Annotated in this window: 18 protein-coding genes; 5 read left to right on the plus strand and 13 right to left on the minus strand. The window is 53.2% G+C overall.

The features are described from left to right. Positions 1-82: 82 nt before the first annotated feature. The 7 genes from RB298_RS05540 to RB298_RS05570 all read right to left on the minus strand — a co-directional run bounded on the left by RB298_RS05540 (position 83) and on the right by RB298_RS05570 (position 6,898). A complete protein-coding gene (locus RB298_RS05540) occupies positions 83-1,435 on the minus strand; it encodes a sensor histidine kinase (RefSeq protein WP_486046267.1) in 1,353 nt (450 codons plus the stop codon). After that, a complete protein-coding gene (locus RB298_RS05545) occupies positions 1,432-2,130 on the minus strand; it encodes a response regulator transcription factor (protein ID WP_486046269.1) in 699 nt (232 codons plus the stop codon). Before RB298_RS05545 ends, RB298_RS05540 begins: the two co-directional genes overlap by 4 nt. A gap of 34 nt (positions 2,131-2,164) precedes the next feature. Continuing rightward, positions 2,165-2,803: a ThuA domain-containing protein gene (locus RB298_RS05550; protein WP_009590348.1), complete on the minus strand. Its 639-nt coding sequence runs from the start codon at positions 2,801-2,803 to the stop codon at positions 2,165-2,167. 108 nt (positions 2,804-2,911) lie between these two features. After that, positions 2,912-3,727: a uroporphyrinogen-III synthase gene (locus tag RB298_RS05555; protein WP_096775814.1), complete on the minus strand. Its 816-nt coding sequence runs from the start codon at positions 3,725-3,727 to the stop codon at positions 2,912-2,914. 333 nt (positions 3,728-4,060) lie between these two features. Beyond that, positions 4,061-5,521, minus strand: a complete 1,461-nt coding sequence (locus tag RB298_RS05560) for a catalase (protein ID WP_096775813.1) — start codon at positions 5,519-5,521, stop codon at positions 4,061-4,063. 187 nt (positions 5,522-5,708) lie between these two features. Continuing rightward, positions 5,709-6,527 carry a winged helix-turn-helix domain-containing protein gene (locus RB298_RS05565; RefSeq protein ID WP_009590363.1) on the minus strand — a complete coding sequence of 273 codons (819 nt, stop codon included), beginning with the start codon at positions 6,525-6,527 and terminating at the stop codon, positions 5,709-5,711. Continuing rightward, positions 6,503-6,898: a Fur family transcriptional regulator gene (locus RB298_RS05570; protein WP_009590342.1), complete on the minus strand. Its 396-nt coding sequence runs from the start codon at positions 6,896-6,898 to the stop codon at positions 6,503-6,505. Before RB298_RS05570 ends, RB298_RS05565 begins: the two co-directional genes overlap by 25 nt. A 198-nt stretch (positions 6,899-7,096) precedes the next feature. Here RB298_RS05570 and RB298_RS05575 point away from each other — a divergent pair, with 198 nt between their 5' ends. The 4 genes from RB298_RS05575 to RB298_RS05590 all read left to right on the plus strand — a co-directional run bounded on the left by RB298_RS05575 (position 7,097) and on the right by RB298_RS05590 (position 11,239). Further along, positions 7,097-8,107, plus strand: coding sequence for a D-alanyl-D-alanine carboxypeptidase family protein (locus RB298_RS05575; RefSeq protein ID WP_486046273.1), 1,011 nt, complete (start codon positions 7,097-7,099; stop codon positions 8,105-8,107). A gap of 120 nt (positions 8,108-8,227) precedes the next feature. Beyond that, entirely contained in the window at positions 8,228-8,923 is a 696-nt protein-coding gene (locus tag RB298_RS05580) for a response regulator transcription factor (RefSeq protein WP_036662019.1), read from the plus strand. Further along, positions 8,916-10,013 carry a sensor histidine kinase gene (locus tag RB298_RS05585; protein ID WP_096775811.1) on the plus strand — a complete coding sequence of 366 codons (1,098 nt, stop codon included), beginning with the start codon at positions 8,916-8,918 and terminating at the stop codon, positions 10,011-10,013. Before RB298_RS05580 ends, RB298_RS05585 begins: the two co-directional genes overlap by 8 nt. 113 nt (positions 10,014-10,126) lie before the next feature. After that, a complete protein-coding gene (locus RB298_RS05590) occupies positions 10,127-11,239 on the plus strand; it encodes a diguanylate cyclase (protein WP_036662016.1) in 1,113 nt (370 codons plus the stop codon). Here RB298_RS05590 and RB298_RS05595 read toward each other — a convergent pair. The 4 genes from RB298_RS05595 to RB298_RS05610 all read right to left on the minus strand — a co-directional run bounded on the left by RB298_RS05595 (position 11,236) and on the right by RB298_RS05610 (position 15,835). Then, positions 11,236-12,186: an aldo/keto reductase family protein gene (locus RB298_RS05595; RefSeq protein ID WP_096775810.1), complete on the minus strand. Its 951-nt coding sequence runs from the start codon at positions 12,184-12,186 to the stop codon at positions 11,236-11,238. The two genes, RB298_RS05590 and RB298_RS05595, sit on opposite strands and share 4 nt — an antisense overlap. Positions 12,187-12,265: 79 nt before the next feature. Further along, the gene (locus RB298_RS05600) at positions 12,266-13,375 is read right to left on the minus strand and encodes a Ger(x)C family spore germination protein (RefSeq protein ID WP_375121512.1); all 1,110 of its coding nucleotides are present in this window, start codon (positions 13,373-13,375) and stop codon (positions 12,266-12,268) included. Next, positions 13,372-14,481 carry a GerAB/ArcD/ProY family transporter gene (locus tag RB298_RS05605; protein WP_096775808.1) on the minus strand — a complete coding sequence of 370 codons (1,110 nt, stop codon included), beginning with the start codon at positions 14,479-14,481 and terminating at the stop codon, positions 13,372-13,374. The genes RB298_RS05600 and RB298_RS05605 overlap by 4 nt, the downstream gene beginning before the upstream one ends. Beyond that, positions 14,474-15,835 (minus strand): spore germination protein, encoded by a 1,362-nt coding sequence (locus RB298_RS05610; RefSeq protein WP_096775807.1) that lies wholly within the window; start codon positions 15,833-15,835, stop codon positions 14,474-14,476. The genes RB298_RS05605 and RB298_RS05610 overlap by 8 nt, the downstream gene beginning before the upstream one ends. A 215-nt stretch (positions 15,836-16,050) precedes the next feature. On the opposite strand from RB298_RS05610, the gene RB298_RS05615 reads away from it, so the two are divergent. After that, on the plus strand, positions 16,051-17,604 hold the full coding sequence (locus tag RB298_RS05615) for an FAD-dependent oxidoreductase (protein ID WP_096775806.1): 1,554 nt from the start codon (positions 16,051-16,053) through the stop codon (positions 17,602-17,604). Positions 17,605-17,813: 209 nt separating this feature from the next. Here RB298_RS05615 and RB298_RS05620 read toward each other — a convergent pair whose 3' ends face one another. Together RB298_RS05620 and RB298_RS05625 are read right to left on the minus strand one after the other, a co-directional pair. Then, positions 17,814-18,266 (minus strand): hypothetical protein, encoded by a 453-nt coding sequence (locus tag RB298_RS05620; RefSeq protein ID WP_090909828.1) that lies wholly within the window; start codon positions 18,264-18,266, stop codon positions 17,814-17,816. 89 nt (positions 18,267-18,355) lie between these two features. Continuing rightward, on the minus strand, positions 18,356-19,249 hold the full coding sequence (locus tag RB298_RS05625) for a diacylglycerol/lipid kinase family protein (RefSeq protein ID WP_176502500.1): 894 nt from the start codon (positions 19,247-19,249) through the stop codon (positions 18,356-18,358). Between the last annotated feature and the right edge of the window lie 84 nt (positions 19,250-19,333).

A 19,333-nucleotide genomic window follows, 5' to 3' on the forward strand; every position in this document is an offset into this window, starting at 1 on the left:
ACCTCGCAACCCATTCGGTCTTTACCGTCAGTATAGCGCAGCATGGTTAGAATTCGATGAGAAAACGGTGGGCTGCTGACGTTTATTTCGATTCTTGGAGCCGAATGGTGGCCGTTGTGCCCACGCCGGGCAGGCTGTCCAGCTCCAGCTCAGCAGAGATGGCCTCCGCGATATCCTTGGCCAACGACAATCCAAGGCCGGCTCCCCCGCCCCGGCGGGTACGAGCTTCGTCCACCCGGTAGAAACGGTCGAAGACGTGCTCCAGCTCTTCTTTGGCAATGCCGATTCCGCGGTCGATGACCCGGATATATACCTCCGACGGCTTTCTGCCCAACTGGATGACGATATGTTCGTCACTGTATTTGCGTGCATTATCCAGCAGAATGAACAAGAGCTGCTTGAGCCTGCGGCTGTCCGTCCAGCCCAGAACCTCGCCGTCGGCTTCAACCTCGACCGTGCGGTTATAGGCATCGCGAAATGCGCGAGCGGAAGACTCCGATAATGCTGCGAGATCCACCTGCTCCATCTCGACCTGCCATTGGTCCTGGTTGCGGGCAAGCAGCAGCAACTGCTCCGTCATCTCCTTCATCCGGATCGCTTCCGAATGGATCGCATCGACGGACTCCATGAACAGCTCCGGCCGATCCAGGCCTCGCCGCTTCAACAAACTGGCGTAACTCTCGATGATGGTGAGCGGTGTTTTTAACTCATGGGAAGCGTTGGACACGAATTGTTCCTGCCTCGCATGGTTGCTCTCCAGCAGCGTGATCATGTCATTGAACGCAGCCCCCATCTCCACCAGCTCATCCTTGGATGTTTCCTTCAGCTCGATCCGACGGAACCGTCCGCTCTGCCGAATCTCCCGCATCGTACGGATTAAGGCCGTAATCGGCTGCACGATTAAACGCCCCAATATCCGCGTCGAAATGATGACCGGAACCAAAGCGATCGCGGTTACGGCCATCAGCACAATGCGCAGCACCTGCAGCGTCTCCATCGTAGCGGCAAGGCTGCGGGAAATTTGGATGTTGTATACCGCCCCGTCGCTCCAAATGACAGGCAGGGACACCAGCACATAACGCATTCCTTCATATCGGATCTGCTCGACCTGCTTATTGGCGTTATAAGGCAGCTTCAGCTCATCCATATCCTCGCCGGAGGAGGTCACGTAAGGAGACTTGGCCTTGCTGTCAGCCGGGACGAATTGAATCTTTCCGTCAGCCGGGACATAACTTCGCAGCAGATCGTCAATGGGAATGGTCGCGGCAGAATGCGCAATGCTTCTGACGATGCTTCCCGCCTCGGCTTCCGCCTGCTCCAGCTGGCTGTCCACCGTCATTTTGCTGAACACGTAATACACGGATAAATTCATGACAATCAGGATGGCGGCCATCAGCACCGACGAATAGAGATGGATTTTGCTGCTCAGCTTCATAGGGTTTCTTTCAGCACGTAGCCGACGCCGCGAACGGTGTGGATGAGCTCTTGCGTGCCGCCATGATCGATTTTCTTGCGGACGTAACGTATGTATACATCAACGACGTTGGTATCGCCGTAATAATCGTACCCCCACACGGCAGCAAGAATCTGCTCGCGGTTCAGCACCTGCCGCTTGTTCTTCAGCAAATAGACGAGCAAGTCAAATTCACGCGGCGTCAGATCGATCCTTCTGCCGTCGCGAATCACTTCCCGCGTGCCTTCATTCAATTTCAAATCCGCGGCCGTAAGCCACTCCCCAGCCGATTCTTCTTCCGGATGAGGCTTTCCCTGAAGCCGTAATGCAGCACGAATCCGCGCCAGCAGCTCTTCGATCTGAAACGGCTTCGTAATATAATCATTGGCTCCAAGATCCAGCCCCGATACCTTATCTTCAACGGAGCTCTTCGCCGTAAGCAGCAGCACGGCCGTATGGGAATCATGGGCACGAATCCGCCGCAGCAGCTCAATGCCGCTCATACCCGGAAGCATGACATCCAGCAGAATGAGATCCACCTCCTGGCTGCGGTATGCCTCAAGCGCATCCAGCCCGTTATCCGCCTTGGTGACCTGGTATCCTTCACTCTCCAGCTCGATTTCAAGCAAACGGGATATTTTCGCTTCATCCTCAACAATTAGTATCTTCCCGCTCACGCGCGTCCCTCCTGCCCGATCATTTCGAAATGCCTTAACCCGGAACGCGCGCCGCCCACTTGGCCGCTTGCGTAATCATTAAACGCAGCTGAGGCTGGAGAAAGGACGGCTCATGATGGCCCGGCATCAAGAAGACCACGCGTCCAATGCCATACGTATGGCACCAGGCGGCAGGCCACTGCTTGCCTTCGTACTCATAATGCAGCAGCACGGTTTTTTCCGTGAACGGACTGAATACGAACCGGTAAGGCTCCTCGTCCAGCACAAACGGCTCAACGCCCTCCGTAATATCGTGATCGGTCTCCCCCGGAACGAAATACAGCTTCTCCATCGGCGGGTGCCCGTCAAAACGGGCGCCAATCAGCTGCGCCAGCTCATAACGGTTTGCCAAGGTAACGCCATTATGAATCACGAGCAAGCCGCCGCCTCCGCTAACGTAGGACAGCAGGCCTGCGGTCTGCCGCGGCGAAACCCGCTCGTCCCACAAGTCGCTATAGGCGATGCACAGCTCGTAAGGGTAGAGATTGCTTTCATGAAGCATTTTATGGTTTTCCGTGCACTGCACGGTGAACATGTCGTTCAGCAGATGCGTGATCTGTTTGTCTATGCCTTGCAGCGGATGAAACTTCGGGTGCGTGTAGCTGCCGAGCAGCAATGCTTTTCTCTTATCCATCGGTCATCCTCCTATTTACTACTCAATATTTCACATGAACCTGAGGAACATGCATCGACGAGCTGGAATGGATCGAAATCCTTAGCTTCGTTACGTTATATCATGACATTATTCTTGATTTTGAGCAAAATAACGGCCAAGCGTCACCATCATGCTGCCCATTCGCTCTTCCTCGGGAACCACCATGCGTTCAATGCCTTCCTCGCGGAGTCCCTGAGCCGTCACCTTGCCGACAGCCGCCGCCACGACCGGTCCGCGGAACGCCTCCAGCACGGCTTCCAGCTTGCCATGGGCACGAGCATAATCCGCAAGAAAACGAAACTGTGGCGCACTTGTAAAAGCAACCGCATGAACCTTGCCGCCAACGATTTCGTCAACGAGCAGGGAAATATCCTCCTCCAGCGGCGGAATATGCTTATAAGGCAGAATCTGCTGCACCTCCGCTCCCCGTTGCTGAAGCCAATCGACCAGCTTAGGCGCAGACTCGCCATGCAGCTGCAGAATGACGCGTTGACCCGACAAGTCATGCGGCGCAAGCGACCGGATCAGTCCGGACGTGCTGCCGTCATCGTCTCTGACGACCGGTGCCAAACCGCGTTTTTTCAGAGCATTCGCGGTCTTGTACCCTCTTGCCGCAATCGAGGTGTCTTGAAGCGTTTCATTCAATGTATCCAACAGGCCCATCTGCTCGGCCGTATCGTAAATGGCCTCCAGGCCGATTCCCGTCGTAAAGATCGCCCACGGCGCAGGCGCCTCGAGCCAAGCTTCGATGGAACGCCGGAGCACTTCATCATCCAAAAATACCGTCCCCTGCGCCGGGCGAAGCACCGCCGTGCCTCCCATCTTCTCCACCAGCTTGGCCATGTCCGCCGCTTTGCGCGGGCCTGCCAAGGCTACAACCCGATCTTTCATATGCTGTGCCATGATATATGCCTCACTCTCTTAAATTCTAGCTTGTGCAACCTTCATGCCGTATAGCTTCTAGCAGCTGACTCCAGTATAAAGGCCATGATCCCATAGATAAAGCCACTAAGGTCTTATTCTTCCAAAAAGCCCCCCTTTCCTGCCGCATGCAAAAAAGCAGCAAAGGAATAGGCGTTCCTCTGCTGCTCCACTTATATATTTCAGTGGATGAAAAAAAGAGGCACCCATTTATGCGGGTACCTCTTTTGGCCGGCGACCATGGATCGCCGTCTATATAAAGGCCTTCCATCCTGCACAGCGGAAACAGGATGGTGGGCTCTTATATGTTTGGTGTTACTTCGGCTGACCGGCCGGGATGAATCCGCTCAGGTCTACGCCAAGCCCTGCGGCAAGTCTTGCGCCATATTCGGCGTCTGCACGGTAGAAATTGCATACGGCACGGAGCTGGATGTCGGATTTGACCTGGCTCAGGTCATCAACCAGATTGCGAAGCAGATGATCCTTCTGCTGCTCCGTAAACGAACGGTACAATTCGCCGGCTTGGGTGAAGTCATCCGTTTTCTCGATGCGCTGACGAACGACATGACCGCTCAGCGGAGCTTCGCTCTCATTCACGGACGGATCTTCCACAGGGCCCGTTGTATAGCTGTTCGGTTCATAGTTCACCGGCGACGGATCTTGATTCACGTTCATCAAGCCGTCGCGTTGATGATTGCGCACAGGGGCATACGGGCAGTTGATCGGGATCTGCAAATAATTGGCGCCCAGACGATGACGCTGCGTATCCGGGTAAGAGAATAACCGGCCCTGCAGCAATTTATCCTCGGACGGCTCAATGCCGGGCACCAATGCGCTTGGGGAGAAAGCCGCCTGCTCCACCTCGGCGAAGAAATTCTGCGGGTTACGGTTCAGGGTCATCGTACCCACGGTTATGAACGGGAAGCGATCCTCCGGCCAAGTCTTGGTCGGATCCAGGGGATCAAAGGACAAATCATCCATTTCTTCCGGAGACATCAGCTGCACCTGCAGGCGCCATTTCGGGAAATTCCCGTTAGCGATGTGTTCGCGAAGATCACGGGTGGCATGATTGAAGTCCTTGCCCTGCACCGCTCCCACTTCGTCTGCATTCAGCGTGTTGATGCCTTGCACGGATTCCCATTTGTATTTAATGTAGGTCACTTTGCCTTCGCTGTTCACCCACTTGAACGCATGGACGCTGAATCCGTCCAACTCGCGATAGTTTGCCGGCGTGCCATGATCCGAGAACAGCCAGGTCATCATATGGGTGGATTCCGGAGACAGCGTCATGAAATCCCAATACCGGCCTGGCTCTTGAATGTTGCTTTCCGGCGAAGGCTTCAAGGAATGCACCATATCGGGAAATTTGATCGCATCCCGAATGAAGAAGACCGGGAGATGATTGCCTACAATGTCATAGTTCCCTTCCTCCGTATAGAACTTCACGGCGAATCCGCGCGGATCGCGTGCCGTTTCGGGCGACCCCGTTCCATGGATAACCGTGGAGAACCGGACGAACACGGGGGTTTCCTGACCGATTTCCTGCAGGAATGCCGCTTTGGTGTACGGCTTCATGTCATGCTCGACCACAAATACGCCGTGGGCACCTGCTCCGCGTGCATGAACGACGCGCTCCGGAATCCGTTCACGGTCGAAGTGGGCGATTTTTTCGATCAGATGATAATCCTCAAGCAGTGTCGGCCCGCGGCGGCCCGCCGTTTTGGAATTTTGGTTATCTCCTACGGGAGCACCTTGGTTGGTTGTCAATCTATCCATCTATGAACCCTCCATCATTTCTATAATTGATTTTAGACTGAATCTAAATTTATGAAATGATTGTATCATCGGAGGTTCGCTCGGATCATGATTGTCGCGTGAGCGTTATGTGACCCTTCCATGAGCCTTATATGAAGTTCGGATGAATCATTGCGACAATCGCGAATGAACAAAAAAAAGGAGGGGATTAATCCGCCAGGCGGTATCCCACTCCTCTAACCGTTGCGATATAGCGCGGGGCACCCGCGTTGTCGTTCAGCTTCTTGCGCAAGCTTTTGATGTGGACATCCACCACGTTGCTGCCGCCCATAAAATCGGTATCCCAAATTTTGCACATCAGGTCCTCACGCGTGCATACGGCCCCTTCGCTGTCCAGCAGCAGCATCAGCAGATGATACTCCGTCTTGGTCAAGTGAATCGGGGTGCTGCCCCGGTGGATGGTCATTTTATCCCGGTCGATCGATAAATCTTTATAGATCAGTCCCCGCATGACCTCTTCTCCACCCGACAAACCCGCTGCCGGGGAGAACAAGCGAATCGTCCGCTGCACCTGATACATCATCGTATCTTTGGAACGGGCCGGCCATACCATCAGCTCTTCATCCAACAGGCTTGATCCTGCATTGCTCATGAGCTCCTCGCCTACAAGATACAGGATCGGAATCGTGGTATGTTCCGGCAGCAGAAGCTCCTTCTCCTTGTTGAACGCCGCCATATTCCGGCAGCCCGTCATGTCGGCGATAATCAGTCCCGTGTTCAGGGCGGACTGCAGTCGCGGTTCCCATTTACGGAACATCATGACCTCGAAGCAGTTCTCTGTCAAGGTTATGAACATTTCGTTCACGCGCCCCGGAGAACGGCTGATCAATGCGGCCCGCAGCGTGGTGGGACAAGCATCTCCAATCGCCATCGGCGTCGTGGGACGCACATACAGATTGCCGGATTGGAAATCCGGAAACGCATAGACTTTCCCGAGCTCCGTCATTTCTTCCGTTTGATTTGACATTCTGGACACACCCCCCCGAATACGACGTGAGCATGATGGATAACGTAGTTGGTTTCACCGGCTACCGTAGCAGCCCAATCCTCTGGCACCTCCGTCATGACTTCGTCCACTTTGCCGCAGACTTCACAAATAATATGCTGGTGCTCGTCGGTACGGGCATCGTATCGGCTCGCGCTCTCGCCCAGCTTCAATTCCCGGATCAGCTGTTTATCCGTCAAGTAACGCAGGGAATTATAAACGGTCCCGTACGCGAGATTATATCCTTTCTCCACCAGCCGGTTCATGATATCCGCAGCAGTCGGATGATCATGCGATTCCCGAAGGACATCATACACCGCTTGGCGTTGCGTCGTCAGATTTAAAGATTTCAAGGTATTCACCCTTTTAATTTATTTTTAGATCAAGTATAAATCTTATTCGCTTCAAGGTCAACATCCTGCATCAAAAATGCTGCTGGTAATCTTTAAGATTTCTTTAGATTCAATTAAAAATTACTTTAGTTTGTCTGGCTAGACTTAGAACATACATAAATGAGACGCATAACCAGTCAAAGGAGACGATAGAGCGCCATGGAATCCATAACCAAGCATCCCCGCAAAGCACCTCCAGCCCCTGAATCATCCCGGCAGCAAACCGGCACGCTTCGGCATCAGCGTGCGAAACGCGGCAAGGGACGCGCGAAATTAAGCCTGTTGCTGCTGCTGTTCGGCGTCATTCTGATAGCCGTGTTCATAGCAAGGGTATTTATACCCCCTCCCATCAAAGCGAGCTCGGCCATCCTGATTCATGCGGATACGGGCCGCGTGCTCTACGCGATGCATGCCGATCTCCCCCTTCCTCCCGCAAGCATGTCCAAGATGATGACCGAGCTGCTGGTGCTGGATGCTGTTCGTTCCGGGCAGCATGCCTGGGACGAGAACGTACCGGTCAGCCGATATGCCGCAGAGGTACCCGGTTCGGCCATCGGCATGCATGAAGGCGAACGTTACACGCTGAAGCAGCTGTTCGAAGCACTCATTATCCATTCGGCCAATGATGCGGCCGTTGCTATTGCGGAACACCTCGGCGGGTCGGAGGCCCGATTCGTGGAGACCATGAATGCCCGGGCGAAGGAAATCGGCCTCTCTGACCGCACCGTATTCGCCAACGCTTCCGGTTTGCCAGCGGCCGACCTGGTTCCTTTTGCCGAGGCGGCCTCCGAAGGGGACACCGTCATGACGGCCCGGGACTCGGCCATGCTCGCCAGATGGCTGGTGAACAAACACCCGGATCTGCTTGAGGTAACCAGCCAGCGGGATTTGCCCGTCCCGCAGAAGGAACTCTCCCTGCACACCACGAATCTCATGCTGCCCGGCGAGCCGCATGCTTACCAAGGCAATGACGGCTTTAAGACCGGGTATACGGCCTCGGCCGGTTATTGCTTCACGGGAACCGCGTCACGGGGCGGAAACCGGCTGATTTCCGTCGTGATGGGAACCGGGGACGCCGATCAGCGTTTTACGGAAACCCGGAAGCTGATGGATTACGGATTCGATCGCCAAGGCATCCTATCGAATTTCGTATCCGGCCTTTTTAAATAGCTATGGTGCAAGTACTTCCCTATTTTTTGAAGGCAAAGCTGCACTTTATGCGGTTGATTTAGGGTACACTGTTCCTAAAGGAATCATAGTTTTCATGGGAGATGTACGGGAGGATATCGAATGAGAAGCGTATTAATCGTAGATGACGATAAAGAAATATCCGGGCTGATTTCCATTTATCTGGAGAATGAGGGATACCGCGTAATCCAAGCCCACGACGGGGAAGAAGCCCTGCAGGCCATGACCTCGAACAACGGAATGATAGATCTCGTGATTCTGGACGTCATGATGCCCAAGCTGAACGGGATCGACACCTGCCGCAGAATCCGGGAAACCTCGTCCATTCCTATTCTGATGCTGAGCGCGAAGAGCGAGGATATGGATAAAATACTGGGGCTCATGACAGGCGCGGATGATTATATGATTAAACCGTTCAATCCGCTGGAACTGACGACACGAGTCAAAACGCTGCTGCGGCGCTCCACCCAGTACAACGTGGACCTTCACCAGGGGGACAGCGACCGGATCCGGATCGACGGGCTCGACATTAACCGGACAACGCATGAAGTAACGGCCAATGGCCATGCGATCTCCCTGACGGCCAGGGAATTCGAGATTTTGTACTTGCTTGCCCGTCAGCCGGGGAGAATCTTTAGCGCCGAGGATATCTTCCAGCAGGTCTGGAAGGAAAAATATTACGTCTCCAACAATACGGTCATGGTTCATATCAGCAACCTGAGGGACAAGCTCGAGAAAGAACTCGGTTATAAACTCATCCAAACGGTATGGGGCGTCGGGTACAAAATCCATGCGTAAGCTGCAGTGGAAGATTATCACGCTGTTCTTCGCCAGCGGTGCCTTGACCTTGTCCATATTGTTCATCGCACAGCAGATCATGCGATTGATCGGCCGGGAGTATTGGAAGGAGCCCTGGGTAGACACCCTTTTCAGAGTGGAACGCACGCTGTCGAGTTTCTTCGGCTTTCCGGTCGTCCCGACGATCATCGGCATCGTGCTGTTTATCTGCATGGTGCTTCTCTTAAGTCAAGGCACCATTCGCCAAATCAATCAATTGATGCAGGGGACACAGCGTTTGGCGAAGGGCGAGTTGGACCAGGCGATCATCGTAAGCTCGAACGACGAGCTGGGCCAGATGGCCGTGCAAATCAATCAAATGGCCCAGCAGCTCAAGCTGTCGCTGGCAGAGGAGCGGATGGCGGTCCAGTCCAAAAACGAGCTTATCAGCAACGTATCGCATGATCTGCGCACCCCGCTCACCTCCATCATCGGGTACTTGCGGCTGGTCAACGAAGACCATTACAAGGATGAGGTCGAACTCCGCTATTACACCGATATCGCCTACGATAAATCGCTGCGTCTGGGCGGCCTCGTGAATGATTTGTTTGAGTACACCCGGATGGGGTACTCCCCGATTAACCGTGTGGACATCAATTTGGTTGAGCTGCTTGCCCAATTGTCCGTGGACTTTTCATTGACCGGGCAGCATGAAGGAGTACAGGTCGTGTTTACGCCTGCCGTGGAGAAAATCATGATCTCATCGGACGGGGATAAGCTGATGCGCACCTTCGAGAATCTGCTGTCCAATGCGGTAAGGCACGGACGGGAGGCCGGGCGTGTGGATTTAAAAGTATCGCAGGATCCCAAGTTTGCCATCGTACAGGTGATCAACTACGGTCCTCCGATTCCCCAGCATGCCATCCCCCACTTGTTCGAGCGGTTTTACCGGGCAGATGAATCGCGGACCGATCAAACCGGTGGCTCGGGGCTAGGCCTGGCCATCGTAAAAACCATCGTCGATGCCCATCATGGCACGATCCAGGTGACCAGTACGACAGAGTTGACGATGTTCGAGGTTCGCCTACCATTGCAGGTCCCAGAAAATTAACAAAAATTACGTTTATCATTCGACATACAATTCCATTTTCCGATAAAATAGGGGTGAATGTCTTCATCGCTCTGTCGTTCCTACCGCAGGGTACGTGAAAGGAATGATCCCCTATGACTAATATACTATTTACCAATTTTTGTATATTTGTAACGTTCTTATACTTATCCGGACTGCTGTCCCAAAAATATGTCGCAGGTGTCGTGGTGCCCTCCTTCACCGTCAAGATCAACGCCGGGCTGCTCTTTGGCATCTATGGGATCATTTTAATGTACTACTCGTTCCCCATCGACCCGCGGTTTTTTGCTGATTTGCGGCATCTGGCCATTATGGTGATCGCCACCTACCTGGGATGGCTTCCGTCCTTGATTGCCGGCATGCTGATTGCACTTGGACGGCTGATCCTGTTCGGCATGTCCGCTTCCTCGGCCATTGCAGGTGCGGGCATGCTGCTGATCAGCGTCGTCTGCGGGATCCTCTCCCGCACCCATTGGAATCGTCTGAGCAAAATGCTGCTAATGAGCCTATCCAGCATGTTGGTCATCTTGTTCATTATGTGGATGAACATCCCGAACCATCAAAAGGTGTTTACCGTCTTCACGCAACAGCTCGTCATATCGGTGCTGGCCACGGTGGTCATCTACATGCTGACCGAGTATATCAACACCTCGAATAAACTGTTCCTGCAGATGAAAAAGAACGCGGAAACGGATTACCTGACCAGCCTGCACAATTTGCGCCAGTTCGAGCAGCTGTTGTCGGAACGCTTCCTCGAAGCCCAGCATTTCAGCGAGCGGCTGGGTGTCCTGGTCGTGGACATCGATCATTTCAAACAAATAAACGACACCTACGGCCATGCGGCCGGAGATGTAGTTTTGCAGCAGCTCAGCAAAGTGCTGAGGGATCATTCCCGTTCTTTTGACGAGGTATCCCGCAACGGCGGGGAGGAATTCTCGGTACTGGTCCCGGAAGCCACCATCGACGAGACGGCCGCGATCGCGGAACGAATCCGAGCCGCGGTAGAGGACCACGTCTTCACCCTCGAAGACGGAGCCAAGCTACGAATCACCGTGTCCATCGGCGCTGCCGTGCATCCCGATACGATCCGGTCCAAAAATGCCAAGGAGCTGCTCCAGCAAGCGGACCGCGAGCTGTACCGCGCCAAGGAAAGCGGGCGCAACCGCGTATGCTCCGCACCCGAAATCAATGACCTGATTCTTTCCTAATTCGGATCCGCCTTCAGGATGTCCTCGATGACAGCCAGCGTATCCGAGGACAATTTCATGCCGGAAGCCTTCACGTTCTCTTCCACCTGTTCCGGACGGCTGGCGCCCACCAGTGCGCTGGCTACGTTGTTCTGGCGCAGAATCCAGGCCAAGGCCAATTGGCCGACGGTCATGTCCAGCTCGCTTGCGACAAGGCCCAGCGCCTGCACCTTCTGTATGCGATCTTCGTTTATTTTGAGCCGGTCTGCTCCAATCCTCGACGCGCGGCTGTTCTCCGGCACGTCCTGCTTCGAGGCGTACTTGCCGGTCAGAAGCCCTTGAGCGAGCGGGGAGTATACGACTTGTCCAATCCCCTTCTTCTCGCCAAGCGGGATAATCTCCTCCTCGATCTTGCGCTCGAACATGTTATACAGCGGCTGATTCACCACGATGCGGTCCAGTAAATACCGGTCCGCAACGGCCAAGGCCGCTTCCATCTGGGCCGCCGTCCACATGCTGACGCCGACATAGAGCACCTTGCCTTGCCGGACAAGATCATCCAGCGCGCGAAGCGTCTCCTCAAGCGGCGTTTCCTCATGATATCGATGGCAGTAGTAGATGTCGATGTAATCGGTGCCCAGCCGCTTCAGGCTGGCATCGCACTGCTCTTTGATATGCTTGCGGGACAGTCCCTGATCATTCGGTCCGTCTCCCATCTTGCCGAACACCTTTGTGGCCAGCACATAGGATTCCCTCGGAAATGCCCTTAACGTCTCGCCCACGACGACTTCGGCCGCTCCTTGAGCATAGACGTTCGCCGTATCGAAAAAATTGACGCCGAGTCCATAGGCAGTCTGAATCGACTTGACCGCATTTTCCCGTTCCACGTATCCCCCGTAGGTCAGCCAGCTCCCGAGGCTGATATCGCTAACCTTCAGTCCGCTTCCGCCCAATCTTCTGAATTCCATATGTGAAACCTCCTTCATACAAGATAGATGCTTATCCTTATTGTAACATCTTCCTGTACGATAAACAGATATCCCCCGCCTAGCGTTTGTAGCCGGTAGACTTTATTTTTACCTTGACCGACACATTAAACTTGGCATGCGGATAAATGGCAGCCCATTCCTCCATCTCCGTCCGGTTGTTCCAATGCGTGCCGCCATACCGGAGGCCGAAACCCAGCGGATCCAGCCCTGTTTTTTGAATTTTCTCCAGAACGCTTTTGACCGCTTGGGATAGTTCCTTGCTGAATTGCGCTTCGATCTTATGCAGATTCTTGGGATCCAGCTGTGCGGGATCCTCCTTCTCCTCCAATATCGCCGTGATCCTTATCTTATAATCAATCGTTTCTTCCCCCCGTATATCCGTTACGATCTTATATCTGGCCCGGGTTCTGTCCGTGTTCACTTCAAGCAATTTGCCGTCAATCTTCGTTCCGAAATTCGTGCTTAAATTCCGAAGGTCCAGCAGATTGTACAGCCTGGTTTCATCCGGGGTCAGAATGAACTTCACTTTGTTCTTGTCCATCAGGGCTACTTTATCGATATTCAGCACCTCGTCTTCGGTCGTTTCCACGACGGGCATAACCGGGTCCTCCCCCTCCTCCATCATTCGCCGGGTCAGATCGAAGGAATAGGTCTTCGAGATGAAAGGAGATTCGGTGCCATCCTCGCTGAGCGCCAGAAATATGGCGTTTCCGGCGATCCGCTCCGTAGGGGGCTCCGCTTTCAATACGGCTTCTGCGGTAGGAACGGCAACAGCCGGATACATGAGCAGCTGCATGTCCCGCCTCCGAACGGTCCAGTCTTGAATTTTGCTGATGTCTGTCCGCGCGAAAGCCTCGCCGTACATGACTCCCTTGCAATGACCGAAGTCGAGCTCCTTATCGACTTTGGATTTGACCCCCCGGATCGCCTCCGCAATGCTTGTCGATTCTTGCGTAATGAGCAGGGATTTTTTGTCCCCGGTCTTCGGATCGCCCGAAGGAATGGCGATTTTGAAGCTGAACCGATGCATTTCAGGGTTATTCTCCGAAACATCAATGCCAATGGACACCACGAAGAGCCTGAGATCGATATCCCGGAATTCGCAGCCCGACAGAAACAAAAAAGAGCAGCACATGACACAGAGCAGCCCTCGTTTCAGGCCATTCATGCTCTCTTCCTCCTTTTCTTCCATACCGCATAGATTAACAGGGCAATAAGCAGGAATTCTCCTAAGAACCGGACGTCCAGGAATACGATCGCCATATCGTTCAATATGTATTGATTCACAATTAACGACGTCCCGAATGTAATCAGCGAAAAGAGCAACAGGACCCACCATTCGATTTTCCGCTTTTTATCCATCGATTTGCCCTTATCCCCGGTTAAACCGAAGCCTCCCAGGATCAATTCCTTGCCAACATGCCAGTGTATGATGGAATTCACGAGGGAAAGGCACATATACACCACGTAGAAGACATAAATCATCCGTTCAATGATGAAATAACGGATCCGGAGTGCGTCTATCGTCGAAAAGGCAGGATACACGTGTCCCCCGGCACCTGCAGCTCCCAGTATCCCGATGGGCGCGAACATTGAAACGAGAAGGGTCATGATGCTGACTACCATGATCGCCCAAATATGACGAACTCTGAATTGGTGAAAGATCCGGTTAAAAACCACCATGTTGATGTACCCCGTAAAAATATAGGTTGCTGCCGCAACCGTCCCGTAATTAGGTAAATTCCAGGCATGGGTAATGATCTGCCTTACGGCATCCCAGCTGAAATACGGATTGCTGAAGACGCGCCATGACATATAAGCAATCAGGGGGACGGTAATGTACAAAATCATCTCCAACCCGTAAAGAATCGACTCGGAATCGAGCCTGGCGCTAAGTGCCACAACCACCAGAAATCCCATCAGAACGATATAGGGAGACACGTCCGGACTGATGTAACGGTTGGTAATATCCATGAAGCTGGCCAAGGTAATAACGCTGGAGAAATACCACGCAAGTCCGTATAACACAAGCAGGGCGCCGGATATCCATTTCGGCATCACCGATTGGAAAATCTCCGGCAGCCCTTGCCCCGGAAATTTCTGAATCAGTTTGATGAAGCCGAACATTATCAGGGTCCCGATCGGGATGGATACGAGGATCGACATCAGCGCACCGTCAAAGCGATCCGTAATCAAGATGCGGGGGACATAGTTAATCAGGTTGATGGTTGCGTTGAGCAGGAAGAGGTAATAAAAATATTTGTTTCTAACCACTTCGCTGGTCTCCTTTCTTGTTCCGATCCACGGCAAACATCTTCAAGTAAGGTTTGCCGAAGGACCGTAGGCTCGTGAGGTACATGATCATGGCCACCACACCCAACACGATGCCAACCAAGCCGAAGAAGGTGGCAAGCACGATGAACAGATACTTCGTAACGCGGATGCCGGAGCTCATCATCGTGATCGGGATGACGAAATTCGTTATGGCAACCGCGGACACCAGAATGATCATGATGTTGCTGACCAGTCCGGCCTCCGTAGCGGCGGTTCCCAGAATGAGACCCCCGACCGTGGTCGCGGTCTGTCCAATCGCTTTGGGCAGCCGAACGCTGGCCTCCGTCAGAAATTCCATCGCGAGCAGCATAAAGATCACTTCGAAGAAGGACGGGTACGGCACCGTGGCCCGGCTTCCCGCAATGAGAAGCGTAACTTGCATCCTCAATATCTCCGGGTTATAAGAGGTGAATGCCACGTAAAAGCTTGGCATCAGCACGGTTACAAACAAGGCGATATACCGGATGGCCTTGAGAAACCAGCCGATCGGGGGAAGCTGGATTTTATCATCCATCGCGGTAAAGAAATCATTGAATATGGCCGGCAGCAGGAGCGCATACCCCGTTGAATCCATTAATACCGCAATCTTTCCTTGCGATATATTCAATACGGTCCGGTCAGGGCGTTCAGTCAGCATCAGCGTCGGGTATAGCCGGAATCTGGGGTGCATCGTATGTCTCTCGATTTCGGATGCCGACTGCACAATATCCGCTTTGAGTTCGGACAATCGCTTTTTAAGCTCCTGCAGTACCGTCTCTTCGACTTTGAGCGCATCGTACATAATGATGATCCGGGTCTGCGATATTTTGCCGACGGTCATGAATTCCGTCTTCAAATCGGTGGTTTGGTATCGATGGCGAACCAGGTTCAGGTTCACCTCGATATTCTCCGTAAACGAATCATCGGGTCCCTGAATGACGTTCTCCGTACTGGCGGGCTGGATGAAACTAGCATTAACCAAGACGGCGTCAAAAAGAAGCACGGTGTTCCGTATGAATATGGCAACGCAGCCCCTCAGTATATTGCGCAGCAATTCCTGTTCATCTTTCGGCTCCATGCTCGATGGAAAGGAGCGGATGAATTGCTCGTATAAGTGCAAGGAATTCAGCTCATAAAAGCGATTAATCAAATTATCGTTGATCATGGCAGGATCGCACATACTTTTTAAATAGACCAGCAGCGCGTGTTCACCCTCGTTCTTCAGTTCGCGCTGCTCGATATCACCGATGCGGTTAAGCTGCTCCTTCAGGCAGTTCTTGGCTTGGTCCGCGTTCAAATACTGTTCGCTCGTCATGATACCATCCCCCATCTTCTTATATTTCCGTGAACTTCCGCTGGTTTCCCTAGGTTCTGCACAAATGTCCCAAAATATTTACAATCCTCCAGAAAACTTCAAGAAGCATCTTTCCATCCCATCGGCATAGTTTCTAATCATTCCCAGGTGGTAATAATGAAGACAAGAGACTGAGTTTATGGGTGATCCCCATAGTAACCAAGGAGGAATCGTGAATGAACCCATCCAATTCATCGCATCAGGAACTGCCGCAATTTCCGGAGTCGCTGTGGGTAGCTACAACTGAACTGCCTGCCTTTCCCCGCTTGGCCGAAGATATCGAGACGGATGTGGCTGTAGTCGGGGCCGGCATAACCGGCATCACGACCGCTTATCTGCTGGCCAAGGCAGGTAAAGATGTCGCGCTGATCGAGGCAGGGCAAATCCTGAACGGGACCACCGGTCATACAACAGCCAAAGTCACGGCCCAGCACGGGCTGATTTATCATGAATTCCTGAATCATTTCGGGGATGAGAAGACAAGGCTCTATTACGAAGGGAATCGGGAAGCGATTGAATTCATTAGGGACATTGTTGGCGGAGACGAGGAGAAGTTTGGGCTAAAGCTGGAGGATGCCTATATTTACGCTCAAACGGAAGACAAATACCTCTCCAAGCTGGAGGACGAAATCAAAGCCTACGAGAAGCTCGGCATCCCGGGAGAATGGCAGGAAAGCCTGCCTCTGCCTATGCCCGTCCGTGGAGCGATCAAGATGCCGGGGCAATATCAGTTCCATCCCCTGCAATATCTTAAGCATCTGACGGAACAATTCCTGAAGCTCGGTGGACGAATCTATGAGAATACGACCATGGATGAAAAAGTCGAAACCGACGGACCGATCACGCTGCTCACCAAACGGGGCGGCCACCGGATTACTTGCAACCACGCCGTATCCGCGTCTCATTTTCCGTTCTATGACGGGAAAGGGCTGTACTTCACGCGGCTGCATGTGGAACGTTCCTATGCGGTTGCCGTCAAACCCGAAACCGCTTATCCCGGCGGGATGTTCCTGAGCGTGGATCAGCCGACCCGTTCCCTGCGGTCGGCTACCTATAACGGCGAGGAGCTGGTTATCGTCGGCGGCGAGAACCATCCGACGGGACGCAGCATCTGTACCCATCAGCATTACGAAAACCTGGAGCTTTTTGCAGGAAATCTGTTGGGCGCTTCCGCCATTCCTTATCGCTGGTCGACCCAGGACCTGATCACGCTGGACAACATGCCTTATATCGGGCCGATCACGTCCAATCAGGACCGGATCTTTGTCGCGACAGGCTTCCGGAAATGGGGGATGACAACGGGAACATTGGCCGCGAAGATCATTTGCGATCAAATACTGGAGAAAGATAACCGTTATGCCGACGTCTTTAACCCGTCCCGCTTCAAGGCAGACCCGAGCATCAAAACATTCGTCGCGCAAAATGCCATGGTTGCGAAGGATTTCGTTGCCGGCAAGTTCGAAATGTCCCACGCCGATATTACTGAACTGAAGCCAGGCGAAGGCGCCGTCGTCCGCCATAACGGGCAGCGTGCCGGGGCCTATAAGGATGATCAAGGAAACCTCTATCTTGTGGATACCACCTGTACCCATCTCGGCTGCGAGGTGGAATGGAACGAGGGCGAACGTTCATGGGATTGCCCTTGCCACGGATCACGCTTCCGCCATAACGGCGAGGTGCTGGAAGGACCGGCTATTGAGCCGTTGAAGCAATTGGACCCGGAGAGCTAATAATCCCAGCCCACCGCGCCTTAAGAGGACCCTAAACCAAAAAGAAGTGAAGCCACCGGGCTTCACTTCTTTTTATACATCACCTGCGATATTCGTATTTCCTGCGGGAATCGGACGGCAAATCTCTGCAGATTTATTCTTACATTCAAAAAGGCACCCTGACGGGTGCCTGTGTCTTGATATGGCGAAGATGCTCTTTGCACGACAGCCTAAGCGATTTCCGGCGCCAGCTCCTCGCGGTATGCCGCAAGCGACTGATCCACGATGACCTGTATGAAATCGGGATCGATATCCTGGATCCAAGGCATGGCGTTATTCCAAGCATTTTCCTCGATTTGAAGCGCGAGCTGCCTCTGATCCCATTCATCCACCGTTTGATCCATCCGGTCGCACAGCTCTGTCAGGGTCATGTCCATTGAATGGCCCAGCTCATGTGCGAATACCACCGCAAAATAGGCATGGAACGGCTCAAGCGTGCCAAACAGCTGCAAGCACTGCTGGCGTATGACTTCGGTATACATCGTCACGCTGTGCGAATGCATCACATATTTTCCGCCGATTAACCGGCCCCCTGGAAAATACGCCTCCATCTCCACGGTGACACTGCTGCCCGACCGACGTAGAAGCTCTTGCGTAATTCGGTTCAGTTCGGACTTATTCAATAATGATCATGGCTCCCTTTAAAGATATAAACATAAACATCATTATAAAAGAACCATATGAAATTGCAATATCAAATATGCCTGCCGGCTTACTCCGAGCCTGTCAAAAACCTTAAGCGGCGCGGCTTGACGGATACGGCCGCAGGCGTCTCCATATATATCTCCCCGTCCGTGTCGGCCTTCATGGGCCCATCCGTTATCAACTTGATCGAAGCGGCCCTCACATACGAGATGCTCTCGTTGGCAGGCTTCCACTCCCCTTCGATTTTACGGCTTAGCAGCTCTTTTAACAGGGGGAGTCCGGCTTCGCGAATGATGAGCACATCCAGCAAACCGTCCGTCAACGAATCGAATGTAAAAGGCAGCGGGCGGGTTCCCAAGTATCGGCCATTCGATATGTAGATCATAATCGCTTCACCTTCACTGGAATGGCCGTCATATTCCATCCTGTAGGAGAACGGCTCGGCCGATCGCACGGTTTGCAGCATGCTGATGAAATAACTGAGCCTGCCAAGCGCTCCTTTCAGATCGGGGTTGATGTTCTCGGAAGTGGCCGTTATGAGCCCGACGCCAAAGAAATTCGTAAACACCCTGTCATGCGCCATGCCGATATCCAATGCGCGGACTTGTCCCATCATTAATGCTTGAGCTGCCAATGTCAGCTCGACCGGCAGATTCATGGAGCGGGCAAAATCGTTGCAGGTCCCCACGGGCAGAATCCCGATAAGGGGCGGTTGTTCCAGCGCGGCAATGGCGTTCACGCACTCATGGACCGACCCGTCTCCCCCCATAACCAGGATGAGCTCATACGCCTCCCCCTGCTCCCTGCACACGGCTTCCCCTTCTCCCGGCGCCGAGGTCTGAAACAATACCAGCTCCTTGATGCCTTCCGCCAGTATCGGGATGACAGCCGCAAGCTGCTGCAGGGTCTCCTGCTGACCCGCACTGCGGTTATACACCAACAAAGCCCGATGATACATCATTCCCGCCTCCCTCTGATCCGTGCCTGATTGGCTTGCTTCTATTATTACCCTTTGTTATCGAGCGATTAATCAACAAAAGAAGAC

The sequence above is a fragment of the Priestia sp. BR_2 genome (assembly GCF_041954005.1).
Lineage (GTDB): Bacteria > Bacillota > Bacilli > Paenibacillales > Paenibacillaceae > Paenibacillus_AQ > Paenibacillus_AQ lautus_A.

Bases quoted from the DNA above. Each gene is read 5' to 3' on its own strand.
- RB298_RS05540 (WP_486046267.1), bottom strand. From the start codon at position 1,435: ATGAAGCTGAGCAGCAAAATCCATCTCTATTCGTCGGTGCTGATGGCC.
- RB298_RS05550 (WP_009590348.1), bottom strand. From the start codon at position 2,803: ATGGATAAGAGAAAAGCATTGCTGCTCGGCAGCTACACGCACCCGAAG.
- RB298_RS05555 (WP_096775814.1), bottom strand. From the start codon at position 3,727: ATGGCACAGCATATGAAAGATCGGGTTGTAGCCTTGGCAGGCCCGCGC.
- RB298_RS05560 (WP_096775813.1), bottom strand. From the start codon at position 5,521: ATGGATAGATTGACAACCAACCAAGGTGCTCCCGTAGGAGATAACCAA.
- RB298_RS05565 (WP_009590363.1), bottom strand. From the start codon at position 6,527: ATGTCAAATCAAACGGAAGAAATGACGGAGCTCGGGAAAGTCTATGCG.
- RB298_RS05575 (WP_486046273.1), top strand. From the start codon at position 7,097: ATGGAATCCATAACCAAGCATCCCCGCAAAGCACCTCCAGCCCCTGAA.
- RB298_RS05580 (WP_036662019.1), top strand. From the start codon at position 8,228: ATGAGAAGCGTATTAATCGTAGATGACGATAAAGAAATATCCGGGCTG.
- RB298_RS05585 (WP_096775811.1), top strand. From the start codon at position 8,916: ATGCGTAAGCTGCAGTGGAAGATTATCACGCTGTTCTTCGCCAGCGGT.
- RB298_RS05590 (WP_036662016.1), top strand. From the start codon at position 10,127: ATGACTAATATACTATTTACCAATTTTTGTATATTTGTAACGTTCTTA.
- RB298_RS05595 (WP_096775810.1), bottom strand. From the start codon at position 12,186: ATGGAATTCAGAAGATTGGGCGGAAGCGGACTGAAGGTTAGCGATATC.
- RB298_RS05600 (WP_375121512.1), bottom strand. From the start codon at position 13,375: ATGAATGGCCTGAAACGAGGGCTGCTCTGTGTCATGTGCTGCTCTTTT.
- RB298_RS05610 (WP_096775807.1), bottom strand. From the start codon at position 15,835: ATGACGAGCGAACAGTATTTGAACGCGGACCAAGCCAAGAACTGCCTG.
- RB298_RS05615 (WP_096775806.1), top strand. From the start codon at position 16,051: ATGAACCCATCCAATTCATCGCATCAGGAACTGCCGCAATTTCCGGAG.
- RB298_RS05625 (WP_176502500.1), bottom strand. From the start codon at position 19,249: ATGATGTATCATCGGGCTTTGTTGGTGTATAACCGCAGTGCGGGTCAG.